The organism is Nocardioides sp. L-11A (assembly GCA_029961745.1).
In the GTDB taxonomy this organism is placed as follows: domain Bacteria; phylum Actinomycetota; class Actinomycetes; order Propionibacteriales; family Nocardioidaceae; genus Nocardioides.
On the sequence record CP124680.1, the window covers coordinates 67,596 to 90,362 of the forward strand.

20 protein-coding genes and 1 pseudogene are annotated in these 22,767 nt (G+C 69.3%); 14 read left to right on the plus strand and 7 right to left on the minus strand.

What is annotated here, in order from left to right; all coding sequences use genetic code 11:
- Nucleotides 1-85: 85 nt before the first annotated feature.
- From QJ852_00305 to QJ852_00315, 3 genes are all read left to right on the plus strand, one after another.
- Nucleotides 86-1,405, plus strand: a complete 1,320-nt coding sequence (locus tag QJ852_00305) for a site-specific integrase (protein WGX96886.1) — start codon at nucleotides 86-88, stop codon at nucleotides 1,403-1,405.
- A 69-nt stretch (nucleotides 1,406-1,474) separates the two neighbouring features.
- Nucleotides 1,475-1,696 carry a hypothetical protein gene (locus QJ852_00310; GenBank protein WGX96887.1) on the plus strand — a complete coding sequence of 74 codons (222 nt, stop codon included), beginning with the start codon at nucleotides 1,475-1,477 and terminating at the stop codon, nucleotides 1,694-1,696.
- Complete coding sequence (locus tag QJ852_00315) at nucleotides 1,693-2,124, plus strand: PIN domain-containing protein (protein ID WGX96888.1); 432 nt, start codon at nucleotides 1,693-1,695, stop codon at nucleotides 2,122-2,124. Before QJ852_00310 ends, QJ852_00315 begins: the two co-directional genes overlap by 4 nt.
- 20 nt (nucleotides 2,125-2,144) lie before the next feature.
- Here QJ852_00315 and QJ852_00320 read toward each other — a convergent pair whose 3' ends face one another.
- The 4 genes from QJ852_00320 to QJ852_00335 form a co-directional block, all read right to left on the minus strand.
- Nucleotides 2,145-2,384 (minus strand): helix-turn-helix domain-containing protein, encoded by a 240-nt coding sequence (locus tag QJ852_00320; GenBank protein ID WGX96889.1) that lies wholly within the window; start codon nucleotides 2,382-2,384, stop codon nucleotides 2,145-2,147.
- On the minus strand, nucleotides 2,381-2,629 hold the full coding sequence (locus QJ852_00325) for a helix-turn-helix domain-containing protein (GenBank protein ID WGX96890.1): 249 nt from the start codon (nucleotides 2,627-2,629) through the stop codon (nucleotides 2,381-2,383). Before QJ852_00325 ends, QJ852_00320 begins: the two co-directional genes overlap by 4 nt.
- A gap of 270 nt (nucleotides 2,630-2,899) precedes the next feature.
- Nucleotides 2,900-5,596, minus strand: a complete 2,697-nt coding sequence (gene mobF, locus QJ852_00330) for a MobF family relaxase (GenBank protein WGX96891.1) — start codon at nucleotides 5,594-5,596, stop codon at nucleotides 2,900-2,902.
- Between the two features lie 910 nt (nucleotides 5,597-6,506).
- Nucleotides 6,507-7,217 carry a MerR family transcriptional regulator gene (locus QJ852_00335; GenBank protein ID WGX96892.1) on the minus strand — a complete coding sequence of 237 codons (711 nt, stop codon included), beginning with the start codon at nucleotides 7,215-7,217 and terminating at the stop codon, nucleotides 6,507-6,509.
- Nucleotides 7,218-7,285: 68 nt separating this feature from the next.
- On the opposite strand from QJ852_00335, the gene QJ852_00340 reads away from it, so the two are divergent.
- Entirely contained in the window at nucleotides 7,286-7,789 is a 504-nt protein-coding gene (locus QJ852_00340) for a DUF6194 family protein (GenBank protein WGX96893.1), read from the plus strand.
- A gap of 140 nt (nucleotides 7,790-7,929) precedes the next feature.
- Nucleotides 7,930-8,859, plus strand: a pseudogene (locus tag QJ852_00345) (IS256 family transposase).
- Between the two features lie 243 nt (nucleotides 8,860-9,102).
- On the opposite strand, the gene QJ852_00350 reads toward QJ852_00345, so the two are convergent.
- Nucleotides 9,103-10,566, minus strand: a complete 1,464-nt coding sequence (locus QJ852_00350; protein WGX96894.1) for an oligopeptide:H+ symporter — start codon at nucleotides 10,564-10,566, stop codon at nucleotides 9,103-9,105.
- Between the two features lie 154 nt (nucleotides 10,567-10,720).
- Between QJ852_00350 and QJ852_00355 the strand changes: the two genes are divergently transcribed.
- The 6 genes from QJ852_00355 (at nucleotide 10,721) to QJ852_00380 (ending at nucleotide 18,428) form a co-directional block, all read left to right on the plus strand.
- On the plus strand, nucleotides 10,721-11,959 hold the full coding sequence (locus QJ852_00355; protein WGX96895.1) for an amidohydrolase: 1,239 nt from the start codon (nucleotides 10,721-10,723) through the stop codon (nucleotides 11,957-11,959).
- Complete coding sequence (locus QJ852_00360; GenBank protein ID WGX96896.1) at nucleotides 11,956-13,053, plus strand: beta-eliminating lyase-related protein; 1,098 nt, start codon at nucleotides 11,956-11,958, stop codon at nucleotides 13,051-13,053. Before QJ852_00355 ends, QJ852_00360 begins: the two co-directional genes overlap by 4 nt.
- Nucleotides 13,050-14,615, plus strand: a complete 1,566-nt coding sequence (locus QJ852_00365) for a GMC family oxidoreductase (protein WGX96897.1) — start codon at nucleotides 13,050-13,052, stop codon at nucleotides 14,613-14,615. Before QJ852_00360 ends, QJ852_00365 begins: the two co-directional genes overlap by 4 nt.
- Before the next feature lie 5 nt (nucleotides 14,616-14,620).
- The gene (locus QJ852_00370; GenBank protein WGX96898.1) at nucleotides 14,621-16,045 is read left to right on the plus strand and encodes an aldehyde dehydrogenase family protein; all 1,425 of its coding nucleotides are present in this window, start codon (nucleotides 14,621-14,623) and stop codon (nucleotides 16,043-16,045) included.
- Nucleotides 16,046-16,112: 67 nt separating this feature from the next.
- Nucleotides 16,113-16,892, plus strand: coding sequence for a helix-turn-helix domain-containing protein (locus QJ852_00375; GenBank protein WGX96899.1), 780 nt, complete (start codon nucleotides 16,113-16,115; stop codon nucleotides 16,890-16,892).
- 84 nt (nucleotides 16,893-16,976) lie between these two features.
- Nucleotides 16,977-18,428, plus strand: coding sequence for an aldehyde dehydrogenase (locus QJ852_00380; GenBank protein WGX96900.1), 1,452 nt, complete (start codon nucleotides 16,977-16,979; stop codon nucleotides 18,426-18,428).
- 28 nt (nucleotides 18,429-18,456) lie between these two features.
- Here the strand turns inward: QJ852_00380 and QJ852_00385 are convergent, their stop codons facing one another.
- Nucleotides 18,457-19,641, minus strand: a complete 1,185-nt coding sequence (locus QJ852_00385; GenBank protein ID WGX96901.1) for a hypothetical protein — start codon at nucleotides 19,639-19,641, stop codon at nucleotides 18,457-18,459.
- Between the two features lie 61 nt (nucleotides 19,642-19,702).
- Between QJ852_00385 and QJ852_00390 the strand changes: the two genes are divergently transcribed.
- Nucleotides 19,703-20,281: an NAD(P)H-dependent oxidoreductase gene (locus QJ852_00390; protein WGX96902.1), complete on the plus strand. Its 579-nt coding sequence runs from the start codon at nucleotides 19,703-19,705 to the stop codon at nucleotides 20,279-20,281.
- Here the strand turns inward: QJ852_00390 and QJ852_00395 are convergent.
- Nucleotides 20,267-20,887 (minus strand): TetR/AcrR family transcriptional regulator, encoded by a 621-nt coding sequence (locus tag QJ852_00395; GenBank protein ID WGX96903.1) that lies wholly within the window; start codon nucleotides 20,885-20,887, stop codon nucleotides 20,267-20,269. The genes QJ852_00390 and QJ852_00395 overlap by 15 nt on opposite strands.
- Before the next feature lie 99 nt (nucleotides 20,888-20,986).
- Here QJ852_00395 and QJ852_00400 point away from each other — a divergent pair, with 99 nt between their 5' ends.
- Together QJ852_00400 and QJ852_00405 are read left to right on the plus strand one after the other, a co-directional pair.
- The gene (locus QJ852_00400) at nucleotides 20,987-21,496 is read left to right on the plus strand and encodes a DUF4863 family protein (GenBank protein ID WGX96904.1); all 510 of its coding nucleotides are present in this window, start codon (nucleotides 20,987-20,989) and stop codon (nucleotides 21,494-21,496) included.
- 5 nt (nucleotides 21,497-21,501) lie between these two features.
- Nucleotides 21,502-22,221, plus strand: a complete 720-nt coding sequence (locus QJ852_00405) for a nitroreductase (protein ID WGX96905.1) — start codon at nucleotides 21,502-21,504, stop codon at nucleotides 22,219-22,221.
- Nucleotides 22,222-22,767 lie beyond the last annotated feature (546 nt).

The following is a 22,767-nucleotide window of genomic DNA, read 5'->3' on the forward strand; positions in this document are numbered from 1 at the left end:
TGGGGCTTCGTGCGTTTTCGGAGTTAGCCTGAAACTCCAAGGGCGCACGAAGGGTGCACCAGCCTCTACTCGGAGAGGTTTGGACATGGCTTACATCGAGAAGCGCCGCCGTACGGACGGCGGGATCTCGGCCCGCGTGAAGTGGCGCCTCGGGGGCTCCCGCGAGGGCGCGACCCAGATCGAGGTCTTCAGCGCCGGCACCGACGCAGAGAACCTGGCCCGCGCCGAGGGCTTCAAGAAGATGGTCGACGCCGCCGGTCAGTGGTGGCCCGAGGGCTGGGTCAAGGGCGAGGGCTTCGTCCGACCGCCCGGCGAGGAGAACCCGCTGGCGACGCCACCGCGGTTCGTCGACATCGCTGAGGAGTACGTCCGTCAGATCGTCGACCTTTCACCCGGTACCCGCAAGCGGTACCTCGGCCACCTCGGGGTGCTGGAGAGGACCCAGATCCGCGGGACCCGTATCTTCACGAAGCCTGTCACCGAGGTCAGTGAGGCCGACCTCAAGCAGTGGCTGATCGACTGGGACCGCTCCCTGAAGACAAAGGCGAACTACCACGGGCTGATCCACGGCGTGTTCGCCTACGCCGTCAAGCACGGCCACCTCGTCGCGAACCCCGCGATCGGTACTGCTCCTCGGGTGTCCCGGGTGAAGCAGTCGCGCCCCGAGCTGCGCTTCCTGACCGAGAAGGAGCTCGAGCGCGTCGTCGTCCTCGCGGGAGGCTACGGCGACCTGATCCAGGTCGCCGTCGGAACCGGGCTCCGGTTCGGGGAGATCGGCGCACTGTGGGTCTCCGACATCGACCTCGAGCGTCGCACGATCCGGGTCAACAAGGCCTGGAAGCGCAACGGCGAGGACGACGCGACCGACGTCCCGGGCTGGCTGGCGAAGCAGCTGAAGACGAAGCACCGGATCCGGGATCACCACCTCGGCGTACCCAAGACGGCGAAGTCGCGGCGCACCATCACCATCTCGCCGGCGCTCGTGAAGGTGCTGAGGAAGCGGATCAAGGGCAAGGCGGCCGACGACTTCGTCTTCGTGTCCAACGCGGGCTACCCGCTGCACAACGCCGACTTCGCCACTCATGTCTGGCGAAAGCTGATGACGTCGCTCGAGGCCGAGGGCATTGGACGCTTCCGGTTCCACGACCTGCGGCACACTCACGTCGCCTGGCTGGTCGCGGGCGGCGCACCGCTGCCGCACATCCAGGCCCGCTTGGGCCACGAGTCGATCACCACGACGATCGACACCTACGGACACCTGCTCCCCGCGGGCGACGAGCTGATCTCGGGGATCATCGACACCGCCTTGTCCGGCAAGACGATCCGACCGGCGGGCGAGTCGTCGGGCAAGCCGAGGAAGAAGGCGAAGAAGAAGGCCGCGAAGCGCAGGGCTGGCGATGGGTGAGCGGATACGACCGCCGAGGCCCGGCGTCGAGCCGGCCGCCCGCCGACTTGCTCGCCTACAGTGGTTGTCGTGACCGCGAACCGTGACGAGCTGATCCACCTGATCGAGGGCATGCCCGACGATCAGGTTGACGTGCTGCTCGCGGACGCCCGCCGGCTCAGCTCGTCGAAGCCCAAGGGCACGTGGCCTCCGAAGTTCGCAGGCATGATCAAGGACGGACCGGACAACGGCTCAACGCCGGAGTACGTCGACTCCATCCTCGCCCGCGGCTTCGGACGTGAACGCCCGTGATCATCTGCGACACCGGTCCGTTCGTGGCGCTGTCCAACGTCAAGGACCGCCACTACGAGGTTGCGAACGACCTGTTCCGCGCTCTTCACATGACGGGTGAGGAGATCGCGCTGCCGCCGACGGTGCTGGCTGAGGTCTGTTACTGGCTCAACGAGCACGGCGGCCCTGAGGTGGAGGCCGCGTTCCTCGATGCCGTCGCTGACGGCACCTTCACCTTGGTGGAGCTGACGACGGCAGACGTCGAGCGGACGGCACACTTGGTACGGACCTACTCTTCGTTCCCGGTGGGCGGTACCGACGCATCCGTGGTCGCGGTCGCAGAGCGGCTCGGTGTCCGGGAGATCGCCACGTTCGATCGGCGTCACTTCCCGTCGCTAACACCGGCTGACGGCGGCCACTTCGCATTGCTGCCGGCGACCCTGCCGTAGACGAAAGGCCGAGCCGTTCGTCACAGTTTCGATCGACGTCGCCCGCGGGCGATGGGGACGACCTCGGCAGTCGCCGGTTGCTCGCCAGCGGCGATCAACTCCTCGAGATGCTCGATTCGGAAGCGGACGTGCTTGCCGATCCGGGTGCACCGGACCTTCCGTGCCCGCACGGCGTCGGCGACCCAGCGCGCGGGCACATGGAGGTACTCGGCTGCCTCGTCGATCGTGAGCAGGCCGGTGGGACGGGCCGCCTCACTCATGGCTGATCTCCCGACCCGGTGAAATGCCGTGCGGACCCGGTGAGGGCTGGCGCGATCCACCGGCGTACTTCGGCCACGGTGGTGTAGAGCCGGCCGGTGCCGTTGAACCGCCAGAACCGCGGCCCGACGCCGCGTCGGCGCCAGTCGCGGACAGTACGTTGCGGGGTGCGGATCAGGGCGCAGAACTCCTCGAAGGTCAGGAGCGCGCTGTCGTTCCACTCGGCGGGGATCTCGATGGGTTTCATGGGCTGGTCCTCTCGGCACTCTCAGTCACCTAAGTCCAGCTGGACCCATCGAGCGATCAACGGGGACGAACTGCGTTCCGCCGGGGTCGAACCAGGGCCAACCGGACTGACCGATGATGACTGCGCAGGTACGCCGCTTTCGGGTCTCCGAATGGGGGGAACCTGGAGTACATCTGGTGTTTGTGCAGGTAAGCAGGTTCCCCCCAGTCGTTTCCCGAATGGTCTTGACGCGGTGCCGGACACGGTGCCGGCGACGGCTGCGACGGGGCATCAGAATCCAATGGTCGGGCTGGGGGGAACCTGCCGACCGGGCGGGGGTAGCTGGTGCTCGGGCCTCGTACGACGTGGTGTGGGGCCGTAGCGGTCGATGTCGTCCAAGGCGCGCTCACGGGCCCGGGCGGGGCCGAGGTCGGCGCGGTCGCGGTTGAACGTGGTGAGCCATTGCTCGCGGGCGTCGTCGATCGTGTCGGCGACGAGGTGGGCGGTGTTGGAGTGTCGGCCGCGGGTCATGGCGACGTAGGTGGCGGCCGCGCCGGTGGTCTCGTTGAGGGCGAAGTGGGCGTGGTCGACGGTGTCGCCCTGGGCGCCGTGGACGGTGGTGGCGTAGGCGAGCTCCACGTGCGCCTTTGTGTACTCGCGGGGGAGTGTTCGGCTGCCGCGGTCACCGCGGATCTCGAGGTTGCCGTGCCGGTCGGTTCCGGTGACGGTCCAGCGGTCGCGGTTGGCGACGTCGAGGTCGCGGTCGTTGCGTCGGGTGGTGATCAGGTCGCCGACCCAGACTGGTTCGCCAGACTGGGTGTGGCTGACCGGCAGGTCGTTGGAGCTGGCACTGTGGTCGGACCGGTGGTCGGCGTGGTGGCGGTCCCGGATGCCCGCGTTGAGGTCCGCGACTTGGTCGCGGGTGTCGGTGATGACGGTGGCACCGGCAGCTCCTGCCTCGATGAGGGCGGCGGTGCGTTCGACCTCGGTGGGGTGGATGACGATGTCGCCGCGTTCGAGGAGGTGGTCGAAGACGTGCACGGGCCTGTTGCCTTCGCGCATCAGCAGGGACAGGTCGGCGTAGGCGGGGTCGGTGAACCGGTGGACGGTGTCGAGGGCGACTTGGGCGTGGGTGGGTGTCCAGCGGGTGGCGTGGTCGAGCACGCCGCCGCGGCCGACGGCGGGGAGCTGGTGACGGTCGCCCATGAGCGCGATCCGGGCGCCGGTCTCGTCGGCGATGGTGAACAGGGCGTGGGCGGTGTCCTGGTCGAGCATCCCGGCCTCGTCGACGAGCAGCAGGTCGCCGGGCATGAGTCGTGCTCGTGGGTCGAGCAGGTGCCGGTCAGAGCGGATGTCGAAGGGTTCGCGAGTCCAGCGGCCGTCGCCGTCCCACCGGTAGCCGTACTGATGGGCCAGCCAGGCGGCGGACGATGCAGGTGACCCGACCTCGGCTTCCGCGACGCGTGCCGCCCGCAGGGTCGGCGTCACCACCACCATCCGCCGCTCATCCATCCCGAGCACAGATGCGGCCACTGCGAGGGTGGTGGTCTTGCCTGCGCCTGCTGCGCCCTCGACAACCACCAGCGGACTGCGACTGACGAGAACAGTGACTACCTGTCGCTGGCCGGGGTCGAGACGTCGCCGCGCTACGACCGGACCGACACGGACCGGCCGCACCGCCGACGGGTCAGCACTGTCCTTGTCTGCGCGGCGCGCGATGCGGTCGACGAGGTCCTTCTCGACCGCGACCACACGCTTGGAGCTCAGGGACCGGATGTGTTCGGGGGCGTCGTCGCGGTCCACGAGCCGCAGGCACGTGTTGATGGTTCGTGCGGTCAGGTCCTCGACCAGCTCGCGCCGCACGACCGGTTCGGCGACGACGCCAGCAGCGGCGACGATCCGTTCGACCTCGCCACGGATGTCCGCGCTGTTCCAGGCCGAGCGACGCGCCCCGAGCCGGGACTGCACGAGATCGGTGACGCTCTCGCGGTCGATCCCTCCGACCGCAGCCGTCGACAACCCCGCGGCGACGCGGGGCGGTTGGAAGCCGAGGTCGTGCAGCTCTTCACGCCACCGGTCGACCAGCTCGGCGCCGTCGGTCGGGACCACCTTGTCCGGTCGTGCCTCGGCCCATGCCCGCCGGTCCCATGCACGACGCAAAGCCGCGCTGGGTTCTTGGCCGGGGTGGTCGGCGCGCCACTGGGCCTCGTACCGGTCGACGTGCCGGCCGATCTGCGCAGCACGGTGGCTGAATTCTCCGGCGAACGGAGCCAGCTGGGTGATCTCGCCCGACTCAGCGTCGAGCGTGTACCCATACGCGGCGAGCGCCGTGCGGAACTCGGGGTCGCACATGACGGCGGCGTGACCGATGCCGTTGATGGCCTCGATCGAGTCCACGACACCGACCGAGTGCAGTCCCCGCCACCCGCCTTGGGCGAACACGCGGGCGTTGACCTGCAGGTGGAGGTGCCGGTGGGGGTCGCCGGCGCGAGACGTGTAGTGCCGCACCACCGCCGCCTCGAGCCTCTCGACTGGAACCTGGATCTGCAGCCCGCGTGGTCCGACCCGGGTCGTGGAGTGCTCGGCCAGCCAGCCGATGATCTCGACCGCCGCCCGCTCTTGGGCAGCGTCGTACGCGTCCGCGATCTCCGGGTGCAGGGATGCTGCCAAAGACCAGGTCTTCGGTCCGTTGACCACGACCTCGACGAACCGCAACCCCTTCTTATCGGTCCGCAGGCGGCCTTTCGCGACACCGCTGGTGTCGTAGCCAGCGACCCACGTCTCGTACCCGTCACCGTCGAGCTCGCCAGCTGCACCGACAGCGACCCCGACGGTGGGGGAGTTGGTTGCGACGTACCGCTGGGCGATGCCGGAGCCCTCGGCGAGGTAGTAGTCGTCAGCCCGCGAGCGGTCGGCCTCGACGTAGTTCCGGGCGGCCTTGGCGCAGCCGCGGTAGAACTTCACGCCACCGTGCACGGCCCCGACCACCGCCCGTCACTACTCGTCAAGCACCCCAGAAATGACGCACGGCCCGTCCCGGGGGGACGGACCGAACTACGAACCTTCGTAGCATGCGTGCCGCCTGATGAGGAGTAGTTCGAAGGGATGTGGGCGGTGTGCAGCGGAGGGTCGTCAAGGGTCGGTAGCGGATGGAGTCGAATGGACAACGAGACGGTTAGAAGAGCTGGAGTGCGGTGTTGACGGGGGAGTGCGGAGAGCCCACCGGCCACGCCAGTCCGTGGCGCAGGATGGAGTCGACTATGGCGCCGAACCACCGAAGATCAATGCAACCGAGATGAGGTTGCCTGTCGCTCGTGCCAGTTCAGGAATGCCGTCGATCTGGGACGTCAACGTCACGGTCCCGATGCCGACGAGCAGCCGGCCGATAGTTTGGCAGGAAGGTCTTGTTGGAGGCGTCGGCATGCATGGTGCGCCCTAGATAGATCGCTGCGCGCTTCTCTGCACTCCGCCTCATGGTGTCGCGTAGAAGAGGGTCGTGCACGCGATCGGCAAGGTCGAGCTCGTGCTGGATCATCCGCCGGTGGAGAGCACCCCGGCCGCCCGTGGTCCAGCAAGCGCTCATGATGACGACGCCAATCGTCGCCACCGCTTCGTCGCCGCTCATTGGGGGCCTGCGCTATTCCATCGGGGGCCGGGGGTGGACGCATCTCGCTTCTTCTCGTCCGGCACGCCCTGTGGGGCTGCTTGCTGACATTGAGGATCCGACCCGTGTTGGTGTCCCAGTTGATGGAAGTTCCGTTGGGGTGCTGGAACTCGGATCGGTTCTTGACGCGCCCTTGCGGTAGCCGTTTCCGGTGTATTTTGCCATCGTTTTTCTCCTTCTAGTTGTTGCGGGCAGGAGGTGATGACGCGGAGAAACGCACGCAGGAACATCTGGTCAAGATGCTGGCGATGACTCGATGATCTCTGCGAGCAGCGCGCCGGTTCGCAACAAAGCGAGCGTGCGTTCGGCAATGCTGCGTAGTCGCGCGTCGAGCGCGATGAGTGAGTCGCTCACATCGTCGAGGTCGCGGATTGCCGTAATCGCCTTTTGCACGTCTGGGATGCGGTAGCCGCCGCTGCGCAGGGCGGCGGTGATTCGCGCTTCTCGGATCGCGGTGACGGTGTAGCGCCGCGCAGTGCCGGATCGTGTTGCGACGCGGCTGGGTGCCACTAGGCCGGCCTTCTCCCAGAATCGGAGCGTCGAGGATCTGACTCCGAGAGCCTGCGACAGTTCGGTGATGCTCATCGAGTCGTCTTCGACAGGCGGGACGTCGGTCGCTGCCTCTTCGTTGATGGTCTCCAGGGCAGACCGTGCTGAGAGCGCCTGCTCTCGTTCCGCGTTGAGCCGAGCATGAAATCCGCAGATGAGGGACGCTGCTTCCGCGCGCGGTTGTAGCCGGATGTCCCTCATGGCACGTCGAGCCTCGACCGGGCCGACTGCTGCAGCGAGGTCGCGGTAGGCGCGCAGGCTTCGCACATGTTGTGCCGAAAAGTGCCGATACCCATTCGGGGACCTGGCCGCCTCGGGGATCACACCAAGAGCTTCCAGGTCACGGACCTGCTGAACGGAGTATCCCGTCGCCGTTGCGGCGGCAGCAGTGGTCATGGATGGCGTCGTTTCGCCCGCTCTCATCGCCCAACCCTCCATTAGCACTTCAACTACATGCTTTAACCATGAGTATGGACCAACTTCTAGAGACAATCCGAGCTTTTGACGGGGTGCTCGAGCTTGCCCCGGGCGAGGGCAGCGCGTTCCCAGCGATCGCGTGGGGTGACCACTTCTTTTATTACGCACCCGACGGCCAGGTGCCTACGCGTGAGCAGCCCTACGCGACCATCGTGACCAAGAACTATCCCGATGATGCCCAGTCGGACCTCGACGAGCCCGATCGCTGGCGACTGAACATCCATGTCGGCACCGACGCGTTCCTTGAGTTGATCGGTGAGGATCCTCGGTCATGGGTGACGACGCGTGACTACGCGGCCGCCGACGTGGTTCTCCCTCACCCTGTGTACCGCGGCCAGGGTTGGGTGTCGATCGTGAACCCCGGCCCGAGCACGCACGGGCTGGCTATCCGCCTCCTCCGTGAGGCGCACGAGGATGCCCAGCGCCGCGCCGCGCGCCGAGGCGCGCCCGCAAGGCCAGGCAGCGACGCAGAACACAGTGTTGACCGATAACCCACCGCAGGGGGTGACGTCCCGCCGAGTGGTGTAGTTCGTCGGCGTTGGGGTTCGTCGTGCGGCCGGTGAAGTAGGCGGCCATCGTGCGACGGTCAGTGAGTTCTTGCGACAGACACTCACATAGGCCACGAAGCACGATGGCCTTGGACAATGGTGCACTACTCGAGGTACTTGAAGCCATGCAGGCGGGTGGGGTCGAGGACCGCGTTCGCACCGCCGCTTAGACGATCTACCAGGCGTTGATCGACGCCGAGCTCACTGCGGTGATCGGCGCTTGGCCCGCGGAACGCAGCCCTGAGCGGTCTGCGCAACGCAACGGGTCACGGTCCCGGACCTTGTTCACGACCGCCGGTGATCTGGGAGCTGCCGATCCCGGAGCTGCGGTCGGGATCGGGATCTTCCCCCCTCTGCTCGAACGCCGGCGGCGGGTCGACCAGGCGTTGTTCGCGGTCGTGATGGAGGCCTACCTTCACGGGGTCTCGACCGGGAAGGTCGACGATCTGGTCAATGCGTTGGAACCGACACCGGGATCAGCGCACCGGGATCAGCAAGTCCGATCATTTGGAGGTCTCCCGGATCTGCGCCGGCCTCGATGAGGAGGTCGGCGCGTTCCGGGATCGGTCGCTGGCCGAGATCGCTTACCCCTACGTCTTCTTGGAAGCGACCTACTGCAAGGCCCGGGTGCACCGCCGGGTGGTGTCCCAGGGCGAGGGTGATCGCGACCGGTATCACCGCGGACGGGCGTCATTAAGGTCCTCGGGTTCGATGGCGGGGACAGCGCAGACGGGGCGTTCTGGACCGCGTTCCTGCGGGGTTTGAAGGGCCGTGGGCTGGGTGGTGTACAGCTGGTCATCAGCGATGCCCACACCGGGTTGAAGGCAGCGATCGCAGCTGTGTTTGTCGGGGCGAGCTGGCAGCGGTGCCGGGTCGACTTCATGCGCAACGTGCTGGCCGTGGTGCCGAAGGGCAACTCTGAGCCAAATTGGGATGGTCGCGGCACTGATCCGCACGATCCACGAATTGGTTTCGCCCAGCCTGATGCCGAGCACGTGGGTGAGCAGTTCGAGGTTTCGATGGAACTCATCACCGCCACGAACAACACCACTCAAAAGGTGGCCAAGCCCGAACTCATGACGGCATCATGAGAAACCAACTGACCCGCACGGTGTCGAGAAACTCCACCACGACGCGGGACGCCACCGTCAGACGTCAGAGCGGAGGAATTCTCCGGTTCAACTTCCCCTTCGCGCCCGGGCTGGGCATCCTCCGTTCGCGAGAACGACAACGGATGCCCAGCAGCGGCTGGGGGTTCAGCGTCCGTCGTCGTCCGCGATAGTCCGCCTGATCCACGGGATCGAGACCGCGAAGACGGCCGCGCAGGCCAGAGCGGCGAGACCGACGGTCAGGAAGTACTCGGTCTCGGCGGTCGGGGAGTAGGACTTTCCGGCGATCCCGCCCAGCGACGATCCGAGGGCGATCGACAAGAACATCAGGCCGACGGTCTGGGTCTGGTGGTGGGCGGGGGCGAGCCGGGTGGCGACGGCGAGCTGGACGGGGGCGATGAAGAGCTCTGCGACGGTGAAAAGGAACAGGATGCCCAAGATGGCGAGGGGTGAGATGGTCGCGCCCTCGCGGCCGGCGAGGGGCAGGAAGCAGAAGAACGCCGCGCTGATGCCGATCAGGGCGACCAGGAATTTGGCCGGGGCCGAGGGCTGACGGGTGCCCTGCCTGTTCCACCACCGCGCGAAGAGCGGGGCGAGCACGATGACGAAGGCGGGCACGACCGAGTTGAAGAACTCGGGTGCCAGGGTGATGCCGCCGAGCTCCAGGTCGACGCGCGACGCGACGTAGACCTGCACGACCGTGAACTGCTGCTGGTAGAGCGCGAAGAAGACCGCGCCCGCGAGGTAGAGCGGGATGAGGCCCGTCACCTGCCGCCGCTCGGGCGCCGTTGTCTTCGGGCTGCGGAGCATCGTGGCGAACACGGCGGAGCTGATGAGGGCGACGGCGATTGCCGTGACGTCGGGAAGGTTGGACGGGGTGAGCCAGTCGGAGGCGACGGCGAGTACGACGAGCGCGGCGAGGGCGGCCACTGCCAGCAGCCGTGGTACGGCGCTCCCGGCCGCCACCGGGTTCGGGACCTGACGTCCCTCGGGGCTGAGGTTGCGACGCCCGAGCGTGTACACGACGAGGCCGATGGCCATGCCGACGGCTGCGGCGCCGAACGCGACGTGGAAGCCCTGCTCCTTGCGCAGCAGGCCCGTGAGGAGCGGACCGCCGAGGGCGCCCACGTTGAGGCCCATGTAGAAGAGCATGAAGCCCGCGTCGCGACGGTGGTCGTCGGCGTCGTAGAGCAACCCCACCGAGGAGGGCATGTTGCTGATGGTGCCGCCGGTGCCCATCACCAGCAGGCCGAGTCCGACCATCAGTCCGGCCGTTCCAGGCAGCGCCGCGAGTGCCAGGTGGCCGAGCATGATCCCGACCGCGCTGACGAAAACCGTCCGCTCCGGCCCGAGGATCCGGTCGGACAGCCACGCCCCGGCGATCGTGAAGCAGTAGACCAGCGCGCCATAGGTGCCGACGATCGCGACGGCCTCCGCCGGCTGGAGCCCGAGCCCGCCCTGGTCGGCGCTGAAGTAGAGGTAGTACAGCAGGACGACCTGGGTCCCATAGAACGAGAAGCGCTCCCACATGCCGATGCCGGCCATGGTGAGAAGCCCGCGGGCGACCTGGCCCCCTCGGCGCTCCACCGGGTTAATCACTGGTGTGACCATCTGATTCTCCTGTTCGATTAACGAACGTACGTGCGCTGACAAGAGAGATTAAGACCACAACAGGTGGACCGCAAGGGGTTGCGTTAGCGATGCTGATCGGCCTATCGTTAATTGAACGCACGAATGTGCGATAAACGAACCAGACAGGACGGTCATGGACCAGGCTCACCTCGACGACATCGAGCGTCTGTACGAAGACCTGCACGCCCACCCGGAACTCGCCTACCAAGAGGTCCGCACGGCCGGCGTCCTCGCGGATCGGGTCACAGCCGCCGGCTTCGCCGTGAGCACGGGCGTGGGCGGCACCGGCGTGGTCGGCGTCCTCGCGAACGGTCCCGGGCCGGTCGTCCTCCTGCGCGCGGACATGGACGGCCTGCCCGTTAAGGAGGAGACCAGCCTTCCGTACGCGAGCCAGGAGGTCGCCACGGGCAAGGGCGGCGTCGCCACACCGCTCATGCACGCGTGCGGCCACGACGTGCACATGGCCTGCCTTGTCGGTGCGGCCGAGGAGCTCGCGTGGCAACGGGATTCCTGGGGCGGGACTCTGGTTGTGCTCTTCCAGCCGGCGGAGGAGGGCGCCGGCGGCGCCCGCGCGATGATCGAGGACGGCCTGTTCGACCTGTTCGCTCGTCCGGACGTGATCCTCGGCCAGCACGTGTTTCCGTTCGAGGCGGGGACGGTCGGTTACCGGTCCGGGCCGATCCTCGCCGCGTCCGACGCCTACGACATCCGGGTGCACGGCCGGGGCGGGCACGGCTCGCAGCCGCAAGCGGTCGTCGACCCGATCGTGCTCGCCGCGTCGATCGTGACCAGGATCCAGACCATCGTGTCGCGGGAGGTCTCGCCGGCGGACCGGGTCGTGGTGACCGTGGGGCAGCTCCATGCCGGCGTCGCCGGCAACATCGTCCCGGACCACGCGGACCTCACCGTCAGCGCGCGGACCTTCGACGAGGCCGTCGCCGAGCGGGTGACCGGCTCCCTGCGCCGGATCGTCGAGGCCGAGTGCGCGGCCTCCGGCTCACCCAGGCCGCCCGAGTTCCGCGAGCTGTTCGGGTTCAAGCCGACGATCAACGACCCAGAGGCCACCGATCGGGTGGTCGCGGCGCACCGCTCCGTTCTCGGCGCCGCGCACGTGCGGGAGATCGAGCCGATCATGGGCAGCGAGGACTTCCCGGAGTTCGGTCGCGCCTGTGGCGCGCCCTCGGTGTTCTGGGCGTTGGGCGGGGTCGAGCCAGAGGAGTACCGCAGCGCCCGGGACGCGGACCGGATCGACCAGCTGCCCACAAACCACTCGCCGCAGTTCGCCCCCTGCCCGCATCCGACGCTCGCGACGGGCGTCGCTGCGCTCGTCGCCGCGGCTCGTGCCTGGCTCTCTCCCGGGGGTGGGTGGTGAGCCGCCGGATCGCCCTGGCCAGTGACAACTGGTCGCCGACCCACCCCGACCTGTTGGCGGCCCTGGCGGCGGCCAACGACGGCCCCGCGCCGGCGTACGGCTCCGACGGGTGGTCCGCCGGCGCGGCGAAGGCCTTCCGCGCCGAGTTCGGCCCCCGCGTGAGGGTGTATCCGACCTTCGGGGGTACCGGTGCCAACACTGTCGCCCTCGCCGCGTCGCTGACCGGCGCGCACGAGGCGGTCGTCTGTGCCGCCGACAGCCACGTCCTCACCGACGAGGCAGGAGCGCTGGCCCGGTTCGCCGGCGCCTCGCTCGTTTCCGTCGCCACTGACGACGGGATGTTGGACATCGGGAGCCTCGAGGCAGCGTTGCGCCCGTTCGTCCGCGGCGAGCACCAGGTCAGGCCCACCGTGGTGACGCTCGCCAACGCGACCGAGACCGGCCGCGTGTACGACGCCGACCAGGTCCGGGAGCTGGCGGACTGGGCGCACGCGAGGGATCTGCTCGTCCACCTGGACGGCGCACGGCTCGCCAACGCCGCTGTGCACGAGGGGGCCTCCTTGCGCGACCTCAGCATCGGGGCGGGCGTCGACGTGCTGACCCTGGGCGGGGCCAAGAACGGAATGATGTTCGGCGAGGCGGTGGTCGTCGCCTCGCGAGCACGCGTTCCGGACCTCCGGGTGCGACACGTCCGGAAGCAAGCGGGCCAGCTCGCCTCGAAGCAGCGCTACATCGGCGCCCAGTTTCACCACTACCTGCAGGCCGGGCTGTGGCGGGCCAACGCCGAGCGAGCCAACGAGGCCGCCCGTCGGCTAGCCGAAGGGCTGGCGGAGCTGCCGGGTGCGCGACTCGCCTTCCCGGTCGAGGCGAACCTGGTGTTCGTGGACCTGAGCGTCCGTATCCGGGCCGCCTTGGCCGACATCGCCGACTTCCACGTGTACGACGAGGACAGCGGACGATGCCGTCTGGTCTGCTCCTACGACACGGACCCCGCCGACATCGCAGAATTCCTGGCAGTGGCAACAGCCGCCGCCACCACCCGACGGCGGCGACCAGCCGCGACACGTCCAACGCCCCGAGGAGCGAACGCATGACCGAGAACGACTGGGACCTGATCGTGGTGGGCGCGGGCTCCGCAGGTGCGGCGCTCGCCGCCCGCGCCGCGGCCGGCGGGCGCCGGGTCCTCCTGCTCGAGGGCGGGCCCGACTACCGCTCGCGTGATATGCCTGAGGTCTGGCGCTCGCCGAACCCGCTCCGCGCGCTTCTCGACCCCGAGGCCACCAAGAGCCTGGTGTGGCGTGACCTGATGGCCACGCGCACGGAGCACCAGGAGGCCCAGCCGTACTGGAGGGGCCGAGGTGTCGGCGGCAGCTCGTCGGTCAACGGCCAGATCGCGATTCGGCCACCGCTGGAGGACTTCGACGACTACGCAGCGCTCGGGGCCGACGGCTGGGACCGGGACAGCGTGCTGCCGTACTTCACGCGCCTCGAGGACGACCAGGACTATGGCGCCACGGCGTACCACGGCAGTGGCGGCCCGATCCCGGTCTTCCGGACTGACCCGGCCGACTGGGGCTCGGTCGACCGCGCCCTGCACGACGCCGCCCTCGGTGCCGGCTTCGGGTGGGAGGACGACGTGAACGCGCCGGGCGCGACGGGCGTCTCGCGCTACCCGATCAACAGCCGAGGTGGTCGGCGGGTCACCACGAACGACGCGTACCTGGAGCCGATGCGAGCAGATCCGAACCTCGACATCCGCGGCGGCGTCGTGGTCGACCGACTGCTCATCGACGGCGATCGGGTCGCGGGCGTCACCGCGGTCGTCGACGGCGCCCCCACCGAGTTCCGGGCCGATCTCACCGTCTTGTCGGCGGGCGCCATCCACTCACCCGCGATCCTGCAGCGCAGCGGCATCGGGCCGGCGGACGTCCTCGAGCGCGCCGGCGTACAAGTCCGGGCGGACCTCGCGGTCGGTCGTGCGCTCCAGGACCATCCCGTGGTCTTCGTGCGGATCCCGTTGACCGAGGAGTCGGCCGTCACGTCCGTGGACGGGCGGCACACAAACGTCACTGTGCGCTACACGAGCGAGGGACCAGGCTCGGTCTTCAACGACATGCTGATCATGTCGGGGAACCAGAACGTGCTGGCCATGGAGCGGGCCGACGTCCGATTCGGCGCCGGCGCCGTCGGGCTGTGGGTGAACCGGGTGTACGCCGAGGGCACCGTATCGATCGTGGGCACCGACCCGCGGGTCCAGCCGTTCGTGCGCCAGCGGATGCTCGACGACGAGAGGGACCTGGCCCGCTTGCGCCACGGCATCCGGCTGGTCGCCGACCTGTGCCGCTCGGACGCGGTCGCGGCGATCTCGGCCGGCAACCTGCCGGAGCTCAATGCCGAGCTGTTCGCGGCGATCGACGACGACCGCCGGCTGGACGAGTTCCTTCTGGCGACTGCCGCCGACGCCCAGCATCCGACGAGCACGTGCCGCATCGGTCGCGGCGACGACCCGAGGGCCGTGGTCGACAGCAGGGGCCGGCTGCACGGGTTCCGTGGCGTCATGGTCGCGGACGCCTCGATCCTCCCGTTCGTGCCGCGAGCCAACACCCACCTCGCAGCCGTCATGGTCGGCGAGTATCTCGCCGACAAGCTGGGGTGACGGCCATGAAGCAGACCGCGATCGCCCATTGGGTCGCCGGTCGGCCCGTCGTGGCGGTAGGGGGCGGCGGCCGCCCGGTCCTCTCGCCGCACGACGGCTCGGTCCTGGCCACGCTGCCGATCGGCACGGCGCGCGACGTTGGCGCTGCGGTGGACTCGGCGAGCGTGAGCCAAGTCGGCTGGGCCGCGCTCGGGCTGGCCGACCGGATCCGACGCATGGACGAGTTCGCGGCCGCGGTCGAGGAGCACGTCGAGGAGCTGGCGACCTTGCAGCGCCTCGAGATGGGCCAGCCGCTGGGGCTCGGGCGGATGCTGATCCTCCAGGGCGCCGCGGCCCTCCGCTCGGCCTGTGCGACGGCGAAGCAGTACGCCTTCTCGGTCGAGGCTGCCGGCGAGGACGGCGCCAGCCGCCTCGAGCGGCGGCCCCTCGGAGTCGCGGCGCTGATCACGCCGTGGAACTCGCCGGTTCTCTCCGTCCTGGAGCAGTGTGGGCCGATCCTGCTCAGCGGGAACGCGCTGGTGGTCAAGCCGTCGGAGCTGTGCCCGATGTCGGTGGCGTTCCTCTCCTCGATCTCGCCGCTCCCGCCCGGGGTGATGAACGTCGTCCACGGCGACGGGAGCACTGGCGCTCTGCTCAGTGCGCACGAGGCTGTCCGACTGGTGAGCTTCACCGGCTCGGTCGGCTCGGGCCGGGCGGTGGCACTCGCCGCCGCACAGAAGCTGATGCGTGCGACGCTCGAGCTCGGCGGGAAGGACGCGGTCGTCGTCGACCGTGACGTCGACGTCGAGAGCGTCGCCGCGCAGGTCGCGCTCGGCTCTCTGCTGAACAGCGGGCAGATCTGCACCTCGATGGAGCGTGTATACGTCCACCAGGACATCGCCCCGGCCTTCACCGAGGCGGTGGGTGTGGCAGTCGAGGCATGGGGCTTCGACGACGGAGGAGCCGCCATGCCGGCGCTGGGGCCGCTGGCCTCGGGCCGTCAGCGCGACCTGGTGGTCGCTCAGCTGCGGGACGCGGCCGACCGGGGCGCCCGGGTGGTGCGCGGCGGCGTCGTACCGGAGGGTCCAGGGAACCGCCTGCCGGCCACGGTCGTAACCGGCGTGAACGCCTCGATGTCGCTGATGCGGGAGGAGACCTTCGGGCCGGTCGTCGCGATCGAGTCGATCGGCTCGTTCGAGGCCGGCTTGCGCCAGGCGGCCGCGAGCACGTACGGCCTGGGTGCCACCGTCTACTCGAACGACGAGGCGCACCTGGCGGCGGCGGCCGAGCTCCCCGTCGCCCTCGTCTGGCTCAATCAGTGGCAGGGCCGGGGTGGGATCATGGTCTACGAGCCCACCAAGTCCAGCGGGATGGGGGCCACCGGCGGCTCGGCGTCGTTCGACGCGGCGACCCGGCCCCAGACCGTGTACCGAGGCCCTCGACTGCCGTGATGCCGGCCCCCGCCATACTGATGCGCTGCACGCTGTCTCGAGACTCTCGGAAGGAGAGGGCCAGCCGATGGGTCGACTAGCACCTGAGGACGAGCAGGCCCGGCGCGCCCGCACGCTCCCCGACGGGGTCAACCCCGCCGACTTCTCCGAGGCCCTGGCGCGCGGCCTGGCCGTCCTCGAGGCGTTCGGCACCGACCGAGACCGACTGACCCAGGCGGAGGCCGCCAAGCTGGTCGGCGTCTCGAGGGCGACCGTGCGGCGCGCGATCCTGACCTTGGAGTTCCTCGGCTACCTCCGCAGCGACGGCCGCTCCTACGAACTCACATCCCAGGTGATGGCCCTGTCCGGCCGCTACCTGGGTTCTAACCCGGTGAGCTCCGTGCTCCAGCCGTCGTGCGACCGGATCGGCGCCCGCTTCAACGCGCCCTGCTCTGTCGCCGTGCTCGACCGGGACGACGCCCTGATCGTCGCCCGCTTCGTGCCCGACCACCTGATCGCGATTGGGACCGGGATCGGCTTCCGTACCCCGGCGCGGGTCTCGTCCCTGGGCCGGGTCCTGGTCGCGAGCCTGCCCGAGGATCAGGCCGCCGCCTACCTCGGCGGCGCGAGTGGCCTGACCGAGGCCGAGCTCGCCGAGGTGCGCAGCGACGGCTACAGCTATGTGGCCGACGACATCGAGGCCGGCAAGCACTCGATCGCCGTTCCGGTGGCCCGCTGGGACGGCCGGATCGTGGCCGCGCTCCACGTCGGGGCGACCAAGGAGGAGATCTCGCCGGACCGGATGCGTGGCGAGGTGCTCGGCGCCCTGCTCGACGAGGTCGCCCAGCGGCAACCGCAGCTGATCTGAGCTCGATGGGGCTGGTGACAGCCTGGCGTCCGCCATTTACGTTACGAATCATATCTGTAATACAACAGGTGAGGAAGGTCGACCATGGAAACTTTGGAGCCGCGAGGCCTGTACTACGCGGGTGGCTGGCAGCGCCCGGCGACGGACGCCACCATCGTGACGCGCAACGCCGCGACGCTCGAGACCGTCGGCTCGACGAGTGCCGCGACGCCCGAGGACGTCGACGCCGCCGTGCGCGGCGTTCGGCGCGCCCTCGACGAACCGGACGGCTGGTCGTCCTGGTCGGCAGCCGATCGCGCCGACCGGCTGGAGGCGCTGGCCGACGCCCTCGCGACGCGCGGGCCGCGGATCGCCCAGGTGGTCTCCGCGCAGAACGGCATGCCGATCCAGCTCGCGGCGCAGCTCGAGGCCGGTATGCCCGCTGCGACGCTGCGGTACTACGCCGACTTCATCCGCGAGAAAGACTTCGCCCCGCTGCGCGCGGGTCGGCACGGAGGCACCGCGCAGGTCCGCGAGGAGCCGGTCGGCGTGGTCGCCGGCATCGTGCCCTGGAACTTCCCCCAGACCCTGGCCTTCACCAAGCTCGCGCCCGCCCTGGCTGCCGGGTGCGGCATCGTGCTGAAGCCGTCTCCCGAGACCGCGCTCGACAGCCTCCTCGTCGCCGACGCCCTCGAGGAGGCGGGCTTCCCGGCGGGTGTGGTCGGCATCCTCCCGGGAGGCGCGGAGGTCGGCGCGGCGCTGGTCGCCCACCCGGGGGTCGACAAGGTCTCGTTCACCGGCTCAACCGAGGTCGGGAGATCGATCGCCGAGCAGTGCGGGCGCCTGCTACGACCGGCGAGCACCGAGCTAGGCGGCAAGTCGGCCGCGGTACTGCTCGAGGACGTGGACCTGACCAAGCGTTGGGGTGACCTCTTCGGCGCGGCGCTCCTCAACAACGGGCAGACCTGCTACGCGACGACCCGGCTCCTGGTCCCTCGCTCACGATACGAGGAGCTGGTCGGATCGGTGGCCGCGTTCGTCGGCTCTCTCGTCGTCGGCGACCCCTCGGATCCCACGGTCCAGGTCGGCCCTCTCGTGTCGGAGCGCCAGCGGGACCGGGTCATCTCGCTGATCGCAACTGGTGTCGCCGAGGGTGGCCGGGTCGTGGTCGGCGGCGGTCCGGGTGAGCGCTTCGGGCCGGGCTGGTTTGTGGAACCGACCGTGGTCGCCGACGTCGACACCACCTCGACGCTCGCGCAGACCGAGATCTTCGGGCCGGTCCTGACCATCACGCCGTACGACGACGTCGCCGAGGCGGTCAGCCTCGCGAACGCAACCCCGTTCGGGTTGTGCGGCACGGTGTGGACCGAGGACCTCGCGCTCGGTGCTCGGGTCGCCGGGCGGCTGCACGCGGGTGCAGTCGGCGTCAACGGCTACGTCCCCGACCCCGCGTTCTCGTTCGGGGGATGGAAGGCGAGCGGCCTGGGCCGAGAGCTCGGCCCGGAGGGACTCGCCGGGTACCTGCGGGTCCAGACCGTCCACCTCGCGGCCGGCTGACGGCAACGCGGCGGTGGTAAGGGCCTGGTCAGTCGCGGCGGGTGTCGCGGATCACGGCGCGGATGCACAGCGCGCTCAGGCAGCCGACAGCCGCCAGCACGGCCGGTGCGGCCGGCGCGGGCGCGACGGCCGGGTCGGCGTCCACGATCGCCCAGGCATAGGTCGCGGCCCCGCCGACCGCGCCCAAGGCCGAGGACATCGCGACGCAGATGGTGCGGTGGTCGGCGGGGAACAGCGCAGGCAGCAGCGCCGCGCCGCAGCCGAACGGCAGGGCCGCGGGTACGGCGAGCAGCGACGTCAGCAGGATCGGCCCAGGCTCGAGGAGAACGGCCGTCAGTGCCACGCCGGTGGCGGCGGTGGTGCCAGCCAGCACGATGTGCTGGCGGGAGTACGCGTCCGAGACGACGGCAGCAAGGCTGCCGGCCCCGGCCAGGGTGCCGAGGACGACGACCATGCCGGCCGCACCGACCGGCAGGGGCGGGCCGGCGCTCTCGGCGCCCATGGTGGCCACGGGCGCGGTCGCCATGGTGAACACTGCGAAGGTAGTGGAGAGGGCGGCCGCGGCGAGCAGGATCCGGCGCCAGCTGCGCAGGGAGATCGCCGCGGAGCTCGGTCGCGGGGCTCGCATGGGCGCGCGGAGGACTCGGCACAGCCGGAGCAGGCCCACGGCCACGACGGCGTGGGAACCGGCGATCCACGCGTCCACGCCGAGCAGGGCACCGGCATGGCGAGAGCCGACGGCGATTCCGGCGCCAGCGACGACGGCTGCGAGCACACCCAGCTGGGGTGCCAGCCCGGCGCGGCCACGGCGGTTCGGTTCCGCGCCCCCGGCGCACAGGACGGCACTGAGCGGCCAGGCGCCTCCGGCCGCGACCGCGGCACCGCTCAGCAGTGCGCCGTGGACCGCGACGCTCGACGCCAGCGAACCGGGCAGCACGGCGAGCAGCGCCGTCGTCGCCGACGTACCGGCGCCGAAGCCGAGGCAGTGCCGAAGGGCCCAGGTGGCGCCGTACCGGTCGCCGAGCGCCCCGAAGACCATGCCGCCCACCAGTCGGGGTACCAGCACGAGGGCGGCCAGCGTCGACAGTGAGAAAGGCCCGCGCGCGACGGGCAGCGCCATCAAGGCGAACAGCGGGGTGAACACCGCGAAGGTGACCGACCTGGCCCAGGGGGGCCGCAGAACGGAGTCCCGCGGCGGCGGGTCGACAAGCATGATATTACAATACAAGATTGTAACGATACGACAAGGAGTCGAGATGACTGAGCATCCTCCCGTGATCCAGGTGATCACGGGGAGCACCCGGCGCCAACGCGTCGGACACCATGTCGCCGCGTGGGTGGCAGAGCAAGCGGAAGGCCGACATGACCTCACGGTCGAGCGGGTCGACCTCGCCCAGGTCGACCTCCCGCTCTACGACGAGCCGATGCACCCCCGGCTGCGCCAGTACGAGCACGAGCACACACGCGCCTTCGGTCAACTGATCGAGCGGGCCGAAGGGTTCATCATCGTCTTCCCGGAGTACAACCACAGCTTCAATGCGGCCTTGAAGAACGCCGTCGACCATCTCTTCCACGAGTGGTCGGACAAGCCGGTCGGCTTGGTTAGCTACGGGGGGATCTCCGGCGGGACCCGGGCCGCGGCCGCCCTGCGCCCAGTGCTGTCGTCGGTCGGGGCTGTCGCCCTGCGCGAGGCCGTGGTGGTCCCGTCGGTCGGCGCTCGGATCGAGGAGCAGGCATCGGGACGGCGCTTCTCTCCGAGCCCGGAGAACGACGAGGCGCTCGCGGACCTGCTCGACGCGCTGGTCCGGTGGATCCCCCGCTGTCGTTCGGCCGCGCCGTCAGGGGGCGAGTGAGGGCCACAGGGTGTCGCAGACGCTTTCCGCGACGGCATGGTGGTCGGTGTCCTCGCGCAGGAACGTGGCGAAGTACGCGCCGAAGCACAGGGTGGCGACCGCCCGCACGTCGACATCCGGTCGGATCCGGCCGGCGTCCCGTAGTGCCTGGAGCACGGCCTCGAGCTGGGCGAGGCGTGGGTTGACGGCGCGCTCGCGCACGATCGCGAGCAGCTCCGGCGTACGGCGGGCCTCACCCATGAAGTTGCCCATCAGCAGCATGGCGTCCTCGTTGAAGTACGCCGGGTCGAGGCGCCGTACCGCTTCGACGAAGGCCTCTCGCGGTTCCAGCTCCGCGATGGCGTCGGTGGGGTAGGAGTCGGTCTGCGCCTGGAACCCCCACTCCAGGGCGGCGATGACCAGATCGAGCTTGGTCGGCCAGCGGCGGTACAGCGTGGGCCGGGTCGTGCCCGCCGCGGCCGCGATCTCGCTCAGGCTGATCTGCGAGTATCCCTGCTCTGCCAGCCGCTCACGAGTCACCTGGATGATCGCGGTGTCGAGGTCGGCGTCGCGAGGCCGGCCGGGACCGGCGGCCGCAGCGGTCGTCGCGCGTGCGCTGGAGGTCATGGGCTCAGTATCGCAAGTCGCTTCTTCCTATTGCGTTACGATGCGGTATTGTATTCGAACCGGGTCGCGCGGCGACCGGCCGAGACGAGGAGACCGACCATGAGCACACCGCAGGACCTGATCGATGCCAGCATCCCGTTCCTGAACGCGTTGAAGAACCGGACCGCCGGGGAGGATCTCGAGCGCTGGTTGAACCAGACCCACGGCCCCGGTTCGGAGTTCTACGACTGTGTGGCGAGACTGGTGACCGAGGGCGTCCGGGACGGCTGGGCGGCCAACATCGAGATCGACGGCCCGCACTACCGGCGCAGTCGCCTCGCCGAGCCGAGTGCCGAGTTGAACTACTTCAGCATCACGGCCGTCTACATGGACAGCGTCGAGCCGTTCCGTGGCCAGTACCACCAGCACCCGTACGGCGAGCTGAACCTCGTGGTCGCGCTCGACGAGGGTGCCGAGCTCGCCGGTCCGCGCGGCTGGTGCGGCGGGGGCTGGACGGCGCCGGACCCGGGGAGCCACCACTACCCGGAGGTGCGTGGCGGCGCAGTCATCGCCCTGTTCTACCTTCCGGCGGGCCGCATCTCCTACGACATCGTGCCCCCCGTCGAATGATCTCGATGCACCCGGGTGACGCGCGCTCGTCGTGCCACGACGACGAGGTGAACACGTTCGACGCGATCGTCCGGGGCCGGCGCAGCGTGCGGGCGTACCGTGACCATCCGGTTCACCCACAGCTGGTTCGCGAGATCCTGGAGCTCGCCGCCCGGGCGCCGAGCAACTCCAACGTCCAGCCCTGGCACACCTACGTGCTCTCGGGCGCGAGGCGGCGAGCGCTCACCGAGCACGTGCTGCGCTACTACGACACCCTTGGCCGGGCGAAGCGCGAGTTCGACTACCAGCCGGATCCCGCAGCGTGGGAGTCGCCATTCAAAGAACGTAGGGAGAGGTTCGGCGAGGGACTCTACGGTCGCGCTCTTGGCCTGCGCCTGGAGGACGCAACGGAGCGTGAGCGCTACCACCGCCGCAACTACGACTTCTTCTCCGCTCCCGTCGGGATGATCGTGACCACGGCCCGCAACCCCCGAGCAAGTGCGCTCATCGATGTCGGTGCGTACATCCAGACCCTCCTCCTGAGCGCTCAGAGCCGTGGCCTTGCTACCTGTGCGCAGGCGTCATTTCTGGACTTCCACCCGGCGGTGCGGGAGCACCTGGCCATTCCGGCCGCTCGGATGATCGTGTGCGGCATCTCGCTGGGCTACGAGGACCGGGCTCACCCGATCGCTGCGAACGAGACGGACAGGGAGCCGGTCGACCAACAGGTGACCTTTGTCCGGTAGGCGTGACACCCGGGCAAGGGGCCTGCTGCACGGATTGATGACAGCCAGTCTGCGTCCCCGAGGCCTTGCCCGAGCGTTCACGAGGGCCGCCCAGGCGTCGTTGAAGTACGGTGTCGTTGACGGTCCTGCGCCCGTTCAATTGAACACTGGCTGGTGCGCCCCCGGGGTGCACACCCCTGGGAAGATCGGGAGCCAACCGGAGGTAACAGAGGTCTGCTTTCACGCTCAGCAGTGTGTTTTCGCGGGTCAGAGCGCTGAATTCCTCCGGTTCAACTCCCCCCTCGCGCACGTGTAGCGATGTGGCCCCTGACCTGCTGGAACAGCAGGAAGGGGTCACTCGTGTTTTTCGGCATATACACTCCACGTACACACGGCCTCTGCTGCCGACCTCTCCGGACCTTCGTCCGCCCTGCGGGTACCCAGTTCCCAGCACCACCGCCACCAGCCCGACCACCTGCAGGCCGCTGCAGACCTTTGAGGCCTTCACACCAAGGCCGAGGCTGAGCGCTTCGCGAAGTGGCTCGACGCGCTCGGCACCGCCGCCGA